This is a genomic window from Paenibacillus pinihumi DSM 23905 = JCM 16419, assembly GCF_000422505.1.
GTDB classification, from domain to species: Bacteria; Bacillota; Bacilli; order Paenibacillales; family Paenibacillaceae; genus Paenibacillus_D; species Paenibacillus_D pinihumi.
The window spans coordinates 162,897-176,243 of sequence record NZ_AULX01000020.1 but is presented as its reverse complement, the minus strand read 5'-3'; the positions used below and the strand labels follow the sequence as shown (position 1 = coordinate 176,243).

The window sequence follows — 13,347 nt, the reverse complement described above, 5'->3', positions numbered from 1 at the left end:
AGCTGGGCGAGGTGGAATCACAGCTGCTGCATGTGCCTGCGGTGCAGGAGGCCACAGTGGTGGCGCTGGAGGACCATGCGGGGCAAAAGCAGCTATGCGCGTATTATGCAGCCGAGCATCCGTTAGCCGCCGGAGAGTTGCGTGCAGCCCTTGCGCAGGAGCTGCCGGGGTATATGATTCCATCGTACTTCGTCCAGCTGGAGCGGCTGCCGCTGACGCCGAACGGGAAGATTGACCGTCGTGCGCTGCCGGAGCCGGAAGGCGGGATCGAGACCGGAGCCGAGTTCGTGGCACCGCGCACGGAGACGGAAGCGAAGCTGGCAGGCATCTGGCAGGGGGTACTGGGACTGCCAAGCGTAGGGGTAAAGGACAACTTCTTCGAGCTGGGGGGCCACTCGCTGCGGGCGACGACACTCGTCAGCAGGCTGTACAAGGAATTGAACGTCAACTTCCCGCTCCGCGGCGTGTTCCGCCACCCGACCATCGAAGAGATGGCAGAGGCCATAACAGAACTGGAGAAACAAATGTATGCGGAAATACCGCTTGCCGATGAAAGAGAATATTACCCGCTGTCTTCGGCACAAAAGCGTCTGTTCATCATCAGCCAACTGGCTGGAGCCGAGCTAAGCTATAATATGCCTGGCGTCTTGATCCTCGAAGGAGCATTGGACCGCGTACGGTTTGAAGCAGCGTTCCAGAAACTCCTTGACCGGCATGAATCGCTTCGAACGAGCTTCGGGACCGTTCGCGGGGAACCTGTGCAACGCATTCATGCGCACGTAGAGTTTAGGGTCCAGTATTATCAGGCCGCAGAAGACGAGGAGGCTGAGGCACTGATCGGGCAGTTCGTGCGTCCCTTCCAGCTTCAGGAAGCACCGTTGCTGAGAGCGGGATTGATCAAGACAGGGAATGAGCGCCATATTTTGATGTTCGACATGCATCATATTATTTCCGATGGCGTAACGATGGGCATTCTGGTGAATGAATTCGCCCGGCTCTACGCAGGAGAGTCATTGCCGAAGCTGCGTATCCAGTACAAGGATTACGCAGCCTGGCAGCAAACCGCTGAATATACAGACAGACTGGCGAAACAGGAATCCTACTGGATGCACCAGTTATCAGGAGAACTGCCGACGCTGGAGATGCCAACCGACTTTGTACGTCCGGCTGTCCAGCAATTCGAAGGTGATGTTACCTTGTTTGCCCTGAATAAAGAGCAAACAGAGCATTTGAACCGGTTAGCAGCAGAACATGGCGCAACCTTATACATGGTACTGCTCGCTGCCTATACCACATTGCTCCACAAATACACGGCCCAGGAGGACATCATTATTGGAACTCCGATTGCAGGCCGCAACCAGACGGAGCTGGAGCCGTTGATCGGGATGTTCGTCAATACGCTGGCCATCCGCAATTATCCGGCAGGAGAGAAGACGTTTGCAGAGCTGATGGCAGAGGTGAAGGACACGGCGCTTGCTGCATTTGAGAATCAGGATTACCCGTTCGAAACACTGGTCGAGAAGGTTCAATCGTCGCGTGATATGAGCCGTAATCCGGTGTTCGATACAATCTTTAGCGTAGAGCATGCACAGCAGGGCGGTGTTGAAATCCAGGGGCTTCAAATGAGCCCGTATCCGCATACTCATGCGGTTGCGAAGTTTGACCTGACTTTCCATGCGGAAGAGAGCGTGGAGGGCATCTATTGCGGCCTCAGCTTTGCGACTTCCCTTTATGCACACGAGACGGCGCAGCGTATCGGCGAGCATTTCGTGCAGTTGATTGACGCGATTATTGCGGACCCGCATATGAGACTGGCATCGCTGAACATGATGGGCACGGCCGAAGAAGAAAAGGTACGCGTATCGTTCAACAATACGGCTACGAATTATCCGGGCGAGAAGAGCATTCCGCAATTGTTTGAGGAAGTAGCGGCAAGATTGCCCGAGGCCGTAGCCGTCGAGCTGGGTGATGCACGCTTTACGTACCGGGAACTGAACGGGCGGGCGAATCGTTTGGCGAGAACGTTAAGGGATAAGGGTGTGAAAGCCGGACAATTTGTAGGCGTGATGACGGATCGTTCACCGGACATGATCGTTGCCATTATGGCGATCCTGAAGGCAGGAGGTGCGTATGTGCCGATCGATCCGGAATATCCGGAGGATCGTATTCGCTATATGCTTCAGGATTCGGGAGCCGGCATTCTGGTCGTGCAGCGGCATTTGCAGGAGAATCATGTTCCGGCGGATTGCTTAGTTGTCCTTGTTGATGACGAGGCTTCCTATCATGCAAATGAAACGAATCTGGAACCGCAGAGCGGGGCTTCCGATCTCGCATACGTGATCTATACGTCGGGAACGACAGGAACACCGAAAGGGAATTTGACAACCCACCGCAATATCGTGAGGGTCGTGCGGGATACGAATTATATCGAAATCGATCAGCGCGACATCGTACTGCAATTATCGAGCTATGCGTTTGACGGTTCGACCTTCGATATATTCGGCGCGCTGCTTAATGGGGCGAAGCTGGTTCTCATATCACGGGAAGTGCTGCTGGACGCAGGGAAGCTTGCAGACACGATCGAAAGCGAACGGATTTCGGTCATGTTCATTACTACTGCATATTTTAATGTGCTTGTTGATCTGAAAGCGGACAGTCTGCGCTATACGCGTGCGATTCTGTTTGGCGGAGAACGCGTCTCTGTAAACCACGTTCGCAAGGCGCTCAAGCATTTGGGACCAGGCAGGCTCAAGCATGTATACGGCCCGACAGAGAGCACTGTATTCGCAACATGCTTCAACATAGATGAAGTTGCAGATAGTGCCGTCACGATACCGATCGGGCGTCCCATCAGCAACACGGCGATTTATATTGTTGGACGGGACGACGCCCTGCAGCCGATTGGCGTGGCCGGAGAGCTATGCGTAGCTGGTGATGGCGTGGCCGTAGGATATCTGAACCGCCCGGATTTGACGGCCGCGAAGTTTGTGGACAACCCATTTGTGCCGGGTGAGCGAATGTATCGTACAGGCGATCTGGCGAGATGGCTTCCAGACGGCACGATCGAATATGCAGGACGGATTGACGATCAGGTAAAAATACGCGGCTACCGGATCGAGCTGGGCGAAATTGAGTCGCATATATTGGCACTGGAGGCAATCCAGGAAGCTGTCGTTGTCGTCAGAGAGGAAGAAGACGGACAGAAGCGGTTGTGTGCTTATTACGTTGCGGCCAGCCAGATCACAGCGGGAGAGCTCCGGAGCGCACTCACGCAGCAGCTGCCGGGTTATATGATCCCATCTTATTTCATGCCGCTTGACAAGCTGCCGCTCTCCCCGAACGGCAAGGTCAATCGCAAGGCGCTTCCGGCACCGGAAGCCCATGTGCAGAGCGCAACTGAGCACATCGCTCCGCGCACGCCGCAGGAAGCGCTGCTCGCCCGTATATGGCAAGAGGTGCTCGGACTTGCACAGATCGGCGTGAAGGATAATTTCTTCGAACTGGGAGGGCATTCCTTAAGTTTGATGCAGCTGGTGGAGCGCGTCTATACGGAGACTGCAGTCGAAATCCCAATACACAGCGTGTTCCGTCAGCCGACCATTGAAGCCATGGCATTCGAGATGATGAAATACGGGCTGGCAGGGAGATCAGGCAATCCATTTATGCAATTAAACGAAAGCGGCAAGCTCAATGTATTCTGCCTCCCTCCGGGCCTGGGCTATGGGCTCAGTTATTTGGAACTGGCGAAGCAGCTTGAACATCATTGCATCCTCCATGGCATCGATTTTATCGATGACGCCTACACCCCGGAGGAATTGGCCACCCGGTATGCGGATGCCGTAATTGCAGTCCAGCCGGAGGCACCTTATGTGCTGCTTGGCTATTCCCTGGGCGGCAACCTGACCTATGAAGTTGCCAGGGCGCTGGAGCAAAGGGGATGCCCGGTATCGGATGTCATCATGATTGATTCTTTGCGCAAGTTGATGGCGCTTGAAGTGGACGAGTTCGATAGTGATATGGATCAGATGATTGAAGGTGTGCATGAACTGAAGGAACTGCTCGTTCATCAGCCCCTTTTGCGCGATCAAGTCAAGAAAAAAATGCGCGCCTACTGGTCGTATGCCACCGAATTAATAAATACGGGCACAATCAGCGCGAACATTCATGCCTTAATAGCGGAACCGTCCGAAGTGAATCGTGCAGACGGAGTCCGGGTTGCTACATGGGAGGAGGCAACTTGCGGAAGTTATATTGAGTATAGCATTCGCGGTACCCATGAAGATGTGTTGACGTCTCCATACTTGGAGATGAACGTCACCGTCATTCAATCGATCGTACAGCACATTCTTGAGCAAACACTGGTTGCCCATCAAGCGTAAACTCCAATATTGCCTAATGAAGGAAAATTAACGGAATGCACACCATGCTCGCAAACCGCAACTTTCAGAGCGGCAGCATGAAGAATTGAGCCAACTGGGGCGGTTTGTGAGCGGTTTGCCGTGACATGGGGAACAAAAGGGGAGACAAGTAGAGTGGTCCAGCGCAAAGAAAAAGGGACGTTTGCCCTGTGGAGGTCGGTGTTATGGCTTGTATCGTTCGCCAAGAAACATACGGGCTGGATGATAGCCGGGATTCTATGTGCCGTTGCCGCGGCTTCGATTGAAATATGGACTGGCAGTCTGATTCAGCAGTTGACTTCCAAGGCGGAACAGGGGGACGGCAGTCTCGTTGTCCAAACTGTGTATATGGTGCTTGTTGTTATTGCGGTCGGAGTGCCGGCGAAATACATGATGGTGTACGGCATTGAAAAAGCGGGCGCACGAGCGATGAGAGATGCGCGCAATCATATGATGCGGCATATCGGCAGGCTTCCGGTTCACTACCTTGAAAAGCAGCATTCAGGCGACATGGTATCCCGTCTGACGAATGACATGCAGCTCATTAGCCAGTTTATCATTCGCGATTTGCCGCAATGGTTTTATCATCCGCTGCTGTTTATCGGCTGCTTTACTTATTTACTGTGGATACGATGGGAGCTGGTGCTGCTGAGCGTGCTGCTTGTCCCGGTTTCATTATTCGTATCACAATGGATCGGAAAGCAGCTGCAGCAGCTGACGGAGGAAGCCCAGGCGAGCACAGGTCAAATGAATGCGATCGCACAGGATACGCTAAACGGGATGGTCCTGGTTAAAAGCTATCTGCTGCAAGGCTTGCTGTTCCGTTCCTATGAATCGCTACTGCAGCTCACGCTTCATAAGAGGCTTGCCGTCAGCAAAAGGGAGGCCATCATTACACCTGTCTTGTTCACACTGATGATGAGCCCGGTCGTCTTCGCAGTTTTATATGGCAGCTATTTGATTTCGAAAGGCGTGTTCAGCACAGGGGAACTGATTACGTTTCTTTACCTGCTTAATTTATGCCTTGAGCCGCTGCAAAATATTCCAACGCTAGTGACACATACGTTCGAAATGGGCGGAGCGTTGAAACGGGTACATGATGTCGCTTTGCAGCCTGCAGAAAGGCAAGGAAAGCGTATGGAAAGCGATCCTGATGATGAAGTTGGTCCAAGCACAACGCCCATCCGGTTCGATCTGGTCAGTTTTTCCTATGAGCAAGATTCGCCGCTGCTGCTCCGAAACATGAGTTTCACAGTGGAAAGAGGGAAAACCGTGGCGCTGGTCGGTGCCAGCGGAGGGGGCAAGAGTACGATAATCAAGCTGATCTGCGGATTTTATGAAATACAGCCTGATGGGGGTATAATCCGCGTATTCGGCAGGGCTGTCACCGATTGGAACCCGGATGAACTGCGGTCTGCACTTGCCGTCGTCACACAGGATGCCTTTTTGTTCAGCGGTACGATTGCCGACAACATCGGCTATGGAAGATCAGATGCCTCTCTGGATGATATTGTCCAAGCAGCCAAGTCTGCTCATGCGCATTCCTTTATTATGGAGCTGCCTGACGGGTATCAGACAGAGGTCGGAGAGCGGGGGGGCCTGCTGTCGGGAGGCCAGCGGCAGCGGATTACGATCGCGCGCGCTATTTTGAAGGATTCGCCTATTCTTTTGCTTGACGAACCGACATCCGCTTTGGATACGGAATCCGAGCACCTCGTTCAACAAGCACTGGATATGCTCATGAAAGGCCGGACGACGATCGTCATTGCCCACCGGCTGTCCACCATTCAGCATGCCGATGAAATTTGGGTGATGGAAGGCGGCAGTATTGCCGAGTCCGGAACGCATGAGGAATTATTGGCCAAGGGCGGCGCTTATGCCAGCCTTTATCATCGCCAGTTCACTTCAGGACCATCCGGACGGGAGGAGGTGGCCTGCTCATGAAGCTGTCCGAATTGATTGCATACGGGAAAGAAACTGCAGGCATGATGAATTTTATGAACCGACAGCGCAAGCTGCAGTACTACATCGGCATGCTCACAAGCGGCGTTGTAAATACGCTGTTTATTCTATCCTTTAGCCTGGTGGTACAAAGTCTGGTCCATTATGCGGAAACGAAAGATATTTCACTGATGTACCAGGGCTTGTATATTCTTGGCGGCTCTATGCTAGTGTTGAACCTGTTTTCCCCGCCGTTCACTTATCTGTTCCAGCGCAGTGTGGAATTCACACTAATGGATGTACGAGAGCGGCTGTACCGAAAGCTGGGTAAAATGCAGGTGTCCAAGCTTGAACGGACCCATAACGGTGAATTGCTCTCCAGGCTGAACAATGATGTGTCAACTCTGGAAGTGACGTATGGCGGCATTCTGTTCGGCATGCTGCTTGAAATTATGATCAGCCTTGGCTCGGTCGTATTGATGTTCACCATACATTGGCAGTTCGCTTTAGTCTCCTTGATTATTTTGCTTTTGTCCTTCTATATTAGCACGCGATTTGTGAATAAGGTGCGGGCGCTATACGATCGTCATTTGCAGGTGACAGCAAGGATGACAGAAAAGTTTTCCGACTTTTTGGCAGGTATTCAGTTGGTGAAGCTGTTTCGCATCCGGCCGATTTATGAACAGTATGAAACGCTGAATGGGGAAGTAACGGAGCTTTCAAGCCGTATCGCCCACAAGAAGGGAATGCTGGCTGCGGTCAATCATTTGGTTAGTTACATTACCTTCTGCGGCATTATTGTTATAGGGAGCCTGTTATACGCTTATGGCTTGATGACGATGGGGGCGGTAGCCGCTTTGGCTGTTCTGCAAGTTAATTTGACTCATTCTTTTATGAACGTCGGTTCAACCATGTCGCTAATCCAGAATTCATTGGCTGGTGCAAAGCGGGTTAATGAGCTGCTGAACGAGGAAGAAGAGCCGGAGCGGTTGAGCCTAAAGAGTGGAACTATTGCCGGAACGGCATCCATAGCAGCGGACAATCATGGAGAGTTGAACAAGGCGGGCATAGCCGAAGTGATGGTAGAACTGAATGATGTTGAATTCTCCTATGCCTCCGGTGAACCGGCTATTTGCAAGGTATCCTTGCAGGTGCAGCCCGGGCAAGTTGCCGCTATCGTAGGTGCAAGCGGGAGCGGGAAGAGTACACTCATCAAGCTGCTGCTCGGGTTCTACCCGATTGACAGCGGCGAAATCCGGATTCGGGGTAAATTGTTCGGGCAATATACACTGGAGGAAATTCGCCGTTTGATTGCTTATGTGCCACAGGAAGCATTTTTGTTCAGCGGGACAATTGAAGACAATATCCGATATGGCAACCCGGAGGCTACTCATGAGGAGGTTGTGGCCGCGGCGCAAGCCGCTTATGCTCATCACTTCATCCAAGAGCTGCCGGATCAGTATCAGACTACGGTGGGGGAAAGGGGATCATCCTTGTCAGGCGGGCAGCGTCAGCGCATAGCGATTGCCCGGGCACTGCTGAAAAACGCTCCCGTCCTGCTGCTGGATGAAGCGACATCAGCTCTGGATACCGAGTCGGAGCACTGGGTGCAAAAGGCATTGAAGCAACTGATGGAGGGCCGGACGACCATCATGGTGGCTCACCGCTTATCGACCGTGGAGAATGCCGATATTATTTTCGTCATGAAGGAAGGCATCGTAGCAGAGAGCGGTACGCATCTCAGTCTGCTTCAACATGGTGCTTATTATGCCGGTCTGCATGGTCAAGCTTAACATGAGATGGCATGGCATAGATCTGCTATCGGATAGTAGATTAAAAGTCTAATTGAAGGCTGCAAGAATAAGAATAGGATTCCCTGGGAAATATCCGCAACATGCAATTGCATTGAATAAAGACTTCGCCATAAGAGGGGATTGACCCCTGTGCATGGTGAAGTCTTTTCTTTTGCCATCCATCAGAATTTGTCGGTATGAATCCAGTCCACCAGCCGTCTGGCAACGACGGGATGGTTGAGGTAGGCGAATAGATTATGGGGGTTCCTCTTGCCGCAGTTTTCCTGCCAAAACGTATAAATCCGGGGGTAGTCCTCAATGCTGCGTATCAGCTTCTGACCCAACATCGGCCGGAAGTCATCTGCGATATCCCCGTCGTGGGCCACGTAGTCATCCTGCGCGCTAATATTGACCCAGTCCACAATATTTGTCGGGTAGCGACCGTCCTTTGGCTCATCGGCGTCATACAGATTGCTTAATACTGCCGGTTCACCCAGCGGATTTCCAAGTGTCATCCACAGATTCACTTTCTTGTCCCAAAGTGAGCGGTATTCGCTCATTCTGGAAAACTTCCATAGCACATCATACGATACCATGCAGCCCATGCTATGTGAAATCAGCGCGACATCCTCGTTTCTGCCCATAATGTTTCGGAGTGGACACTGCAGCCGTTCCCGGATCTGTGATCCGACGACCCGGCTGAGCAGATAGGCCCCAAGATCCGGCAGCAATGCCTTGATCGCCGTGGAACCGCCGCCGAAAAAAGAGAGAACGGGACTGCCCAGCCGGGCCAGGTCATCATAATACTTTATGGGTCCGGCGCTGCTCATAAAGAGCTCGTAGTCTTCTTTGGTCATTTTATCTGTCGGAACATTAAGCAGCCGTTCCAGATTTCGGTCGTAGAAGCCGTCATATACATACCAGTTCCCGTTTTTTTCCTGCATAATATTTTGAAGCTCGCAGTGATGCTTGATCAGAATAGCATTGTTGATGTCACCGTAATAGATAAAGGTCAGCTTGATCCTTTCGCTTTCAACAGCAGCAGCAGCTTCTTCGTCAATTCTTCGCAACCCGGCAATGAGGGATGTACGTACAAGACGTGTCATTTCCTCTTCCGTCGGCTTCTTGTCACGGCCATGGATAATGACCATATGTTTCGTCGTCATCATACTGCTCCTTATCGCTTTTTCTAAGAGCATTCTCTGGCGGGAAAGAATTTATACAAATGGTAAACCCATGTTATGAAACCCAATATGATAACATGTCCACCGAATGGGCATGAAAGAAAGAGTATTTGGGCTGATATGACGTAGTAAAGCGTTTGCTTGGACGGTAATGGCGATTCATGACGAATTATGGCGGTTGCTTATATGCAAAAGTTCGTCTATAATGAAAAAATTTACGCGGTAAGAACAGGGGACCGTCAAAAGCAACACAACAAAATATTATTTATGGGAGAGGGATGGACTACAGTGGCTCACTATTATTTGGAACCATCGCGCACATTCAGCGAATTTTTGTTAATTCCTAACTTGACGACAAAGGAATGTACACCGAACAATGTGAATTTAAAGACACCGATTACGAAATTCAAACGGGGCGAACAGCCGGATATTGCACTGAATATTCCGTTCTCATCTGCTGTTATGCAATCCGTATCCGACCATAATATGGCGGCCGCACTGGCACAATGCGGAGGGATTTCATTTATTTTCGGTTCGCAGTCTGTTGAAGATCAGGCAGCGATGGTACGCAAAGTAAAAGAGCATAAGGCAGGCTTTGTTGTGAGCCGCTCGAATTTGACTCCACAGCACACACTCAAGGATGTGCTGGATCTGAAGGAGCAAAATAATCACTCTACAGTAGCCATCACTGACGACGGCACACCGCGCGGCAAACTGCTCGGAATTGTCACAAGCCGTGACTACCGGATCAGCCGTGACTCGCTGGACAAGCCGGTTCAAGAGTTCATGACGCCGTTCTCTTCCCTCATTTACGGCAATTCCGGCATCACCTTGCCAGAGGCCAATGATCTGATCTGGGAGCACAAGCTTAACTGTCTGCCGATCGTCGATGAGCAGCAGAAACTGCAATATCTCGTATTCCGCAAGGACTATGACTCCCATAAAGAAAACCCGCTCAGCCTGCTGGACAGCAACAAGAGCTACATTGTAGGCGCGGGTATTAACACCAAGGATTATACCGAGCGTGTGCCTGCATTGGTTGAAGCTGGCGTTGACGTGGTCGTTATCGACTCTTCCGACGGTTACAGCGAATGGCAGAAGGAGACAATCGAATACGTTAAAGCTAACTTTGACGTGAAGATTGGTGCAGGCAACGTCGTAGACCGTGAAGGCTTCCTGTACCTTGTTGAGGCAGGCGCTGATTTCGTTAAGGTTGGTATCGGCGGCGGTTCTATCTGTATTACGAGAGAGCAGAAGGGGATTGGCCGCGGGCAGGCTTCCTCTCTGATTGAGGTTAATGAAGCGAGAAACCAATATTTCGAGGAGACCGGCATTTATGTGCCAATCTGTTCGGACGGCGGTATTGTCCACGACTATCATATGACGCTGGCATTAGCGATGGGCGCTGATTTCGTTATGATGGGACGCTACTTCGCCCGCTTCGATGAGAGTCCGACGAAGAAGCTGAAAATCGGCAACAACTTTGTTAAAGAGTTCTGGGGCGAAGGTTCCAACCGTGCCCGCAACTGGCAGCGTTACGACGCTGGCGGCAAGCAGGGCCTTGTATTTGAAGAAGGGGTTGACTCGTACGTCCCTTACGCGGGTTCGCTGCGTGAGAACCTTGATAAAACGATCTACAAAATCAAGTCTACCATGTGCAATTGCGGCTCTGCTTCCATTGCCGAGCTTCAGCAAAATGCCCGGATTACCCTTGTATCGGCAACAAGCCTCGTAGAAGGCGGAGCGCATGATGTCATTATGAAGGAAAGCAGCCGTTCCAACGAGTAGGCTGTTCTCAAGAATGCGTCTGTATGATGATACAATAGCCATCAGAAATACAAATAAGATATAGAAAAAGCATGAGCGGCGGGGAGGCCTTAATGAGGCTTCACCGCCGCTCATTTCATTATCACAGCCCGTTATAGTCTATTCCTGACTCACCCGTTCATGCAGTTGGTTGTATGTTTTCGCTTTCTAGTAATGCAACCTTTACAGATATTGACCAATCCGCTGCGAAAGCACAAATTGTATCACTCCAGAGCAAGGGATTGTGAAGGGTGTATCTTCAACCCAATTTTCACCAGACCAGAAGATAACTGCTGCCGAGGGCATTCAATTGATTACCAATGCAACCCACTTGAGCCTTGCGGCAATCTATTTCAAGAAGGCGCCAACCGCCAGCGGCATCTTTGAGCATGTCAAGGACGATGCATGGTTTGCTCAAGCCTTCATTAACGCCCATTACAACGGAGTGGAAATTCCGAAGGGTATTGATCCGCTGAAGCCGCTTACCCGTGAAGAGTTCACCGTGTTCTTCATGCAGGCGCTTGAGAAGAGCGGGGAGCTTCCAATGATTAATATCGTTCCTGCCGAGATTGCGGACGGAGACCAGATTGCAGTCGAGCACAGCGGGCTGATCCAAAGATCGCTGGTCATGAACATCAATAAGCTGGACAAGGACGGCAAGTTCAACCCGCAGGAGTCTATCACACGTGCGGAAACGGCGGGCATGCTCTACAATGGTTTGGAATATTTGAAGGCTCATTCCAAGTCTGAATAAGATAAGCCACAGGTTTGACAGGCTGAATGGCGGGCAAGGCTGCCAAATGTCCATCTTGAAAGGCAAGTCCAGTTACACTATAATATGTAGTGAAAGTGGGGGCGGAAATGACGATCAAACAATTTAAGTATGATGAAATCGGACTTAACCGTTTTTTTGGCCCGCTTGAAGCGAAAATTATGGAGCTGCTGTGGGGAGCCGAGGAACTGAGCATCAAGGATGTTCAGAAGCAGTTGGAAAAGGACAAGGCTGTTAATTTCAATACAGTCATGACGGTCATGAACCGCCTGGTAGACAAGAAGATATTGCTTAAGCGCCAGCAGGGCCGGGTTTCGTTGTTCCGTACTATCCAGTCCAAGGAAGAATTTATTCATGAGCAGTCGAAGCGGCTGACTGAAAATCTGTTCGACGAGTTCGGTGGTGTTGTCATTAACCATATGATAGATGTACTGAACGAGGTGGACCAGAGTCTGCTGGAGCAGCTGGAGGCCAAAATCCAACGTCTGAAGAAGGATAACCGATAATGTGGTGGAAGAAAAAATCCGTCTTTGCGCTTGTCTTGAGTATTTCGATCGCAGTCTTTGTATGGACCCAGATGCTGATGTATGCTGCCCATCTGCTGCTTGGCATTAATCTTCATATGAATATTTTCAAATTTTGCACCAGCCTGTTTAAAGAAAATTCGATCTTGTATACAGGCGTCGTGGTGGCGCTGAACGGCTTGATTATCTATACGGTTCTGATGACGCTGTTCAGATTGGTGCAGCAGTATATATTAACCAGAAAATTCGGCATCCGTCTGCAGCAACTGCACATTGAAGAGCTTACGGAGACAATTACCAGCCGCTTTGGACGTAAGAGGGGATCGCTTCGGGTGATCAGCCAGGAGCAGCCATTGGCTTTTACCGCAGGCTTCCGGAATCCTTGCATTGTATTGTCCACTGGCCTGTTGCGTATGTTGGACCCTTGCGAGCTTGAGGCTGTTATTGAGCATGAGACGTTCCACCAGCAAAATTTTGATGCCCGAAAACTGTTTGTACTCCAGCTTATTTCACAAGGGTTATGGTTCATCCCGCTCACCAGATGGTCATACCAGAACTACCAGATTCTCAGTGAACTGCTGGCTGACCATTATGCGATTCGCCGGATGGGTTCGGAGCTTGGACTAGGCAGCGCTCTGCTGAAGCTGATCAAGACACGAATGCCCGATAGTTCAGCAGCGGGTGTCGTCTGCTTCTCAGGCTATTCGGTCAATTACAGGCTGCAGCAGCTGCTAAATCCTGAGGAGAATATACCAGTCAGGCTTGAAATTGAAGCTATTGTTATCTCCATTTCCATGCTGCTGATGTTTTTGACCATGACGGTTCTGGCAGTCGCTTGAAGTGGTCAACCTGTAGTAATAAAATGCGCGGTGTACAATGAAAGACGGGCTTTCTTCCGTGTTGAAGAAAGCCGTCATTTATACTTGCACG

8 protein-coding genes are annotated in these 13,347 nt (G+C 50.9%); 7 read left to right on the top strand and 1 reads right to left on the bottom strand.

Going from position 1 to position 13,347, the window contains the following annotated elements:
* From H583_RS0106625 to H583_RS0106615, 3 genes are all read left to right on the top strand, one after another.
* Positions 1–4,379: non-ribosomal peptide synthetase (locus tag H583_RS0106625; protein WP_028559783.1), on the top strand; the 4,379-nt coding region annotated here is incomplete at its 5' end.
* A 153-nt stretch (positions 4,380–4,532) separates the two neighbouring features.
* Complete coding sequence (locus H583_RS0106620; RefSeq protein ID WP_051236097.1) at positions 4,533–6,341, top strand: ABC transporter ATP-binding protein; 1,809 nt, start codon at positions 4,533–4,535, stop codon at positions 6,339–6,341.
* Positions 6,338–8,131, top strand: a complete 1,794-nt coding sequence (locus H583_RS0106615) for an ABC transporter ATP-binding protein (protein ID WP_028559781.1) — start codon at positions 6,338–6,340, stop codon at positions 8,129–8,131. The genes H583_RS0106620 and H583_RS0106615 overlap by 4 nt, the downstream gene beginning before the upstream one ends.
* Before the next feature lie 182 nt (positions 8,132–8,313).
* Here H583_RS0106615 and H583_RS0106610 read toward each other — a convergent pair whose 3' ends face one another.
* Positions 8,314–9,297, bottom strand: coding sequence for a hypothetical protein (locus H583_RS0106610; protein ID WP_081667021.1), 984 nt, complete (start codon positions 9,295–9,297; stop codon positions 8,314–8,316).
* A 306-nt stretch (positions 9,298–9,603) separates the two neighbouring features.
* On the opposite strand from H583_RS0106610, the gene H583_RS0106605 reads away from it, so the two are divergent.
* The 4 genes from H583_RS0106605 (at position 9,604) to H583_RS0106590 (ending at position 13,256) form a co-directional block, all read left to right on the top strand.
* On the top strand, positions 9,604–11,103 hold the full coding sequence (locus H583_RS0106605; RefSeq protein WP_028559779.1) for an IMP dehydrogenase: 1,500 nt from the start codon (positions 9,604–9,606) through the stop codon (positions 11,101–11,103).
* A gap of 262 nt (positions 11,104–11,365) precedes the next feature.
* Positions 11,366–11,875 carry an S-layer homology domain-containing protein gene (locus H583_RS32120; protein WP_245585858.1) on the top strand — a complete coding sequence of 170 codons (510 nt, stop codon included), beginning with the start codon at positions 11,366–11,368 and terminating at the stop codon, positions 11,873–11,875.
* A gap of 107 nt (positions 11,876–11,982) precedes the next feature.
* Positions 11,983–12,399 (top strand): BlaI/MecI/CopY family transcriptional regulator, encoded by a 417-nt coding sequence (locus tag H583_RS0106595; RefSeq protein ID WP_028559778.1) that lies wholly within the window; start codon positions 11,983–11,985, stop codon positions 12,397–12,399.
* A complete protein-coding gene (locus tag H583_RS0106590; protein WP_028559777.1) occupies positions 12,399–13,256 on the top strand; it encodes a M56 family metallopeptidase in 858 nt (285 codons plus the stop codon). The genes H583_RS0106595 and H583_RS0106590 overlap by 1 nt, the downstream gene beginning before the upstream one ends.
* Positions 13,257–13,347: the final 91 nt, after the last annotated feature.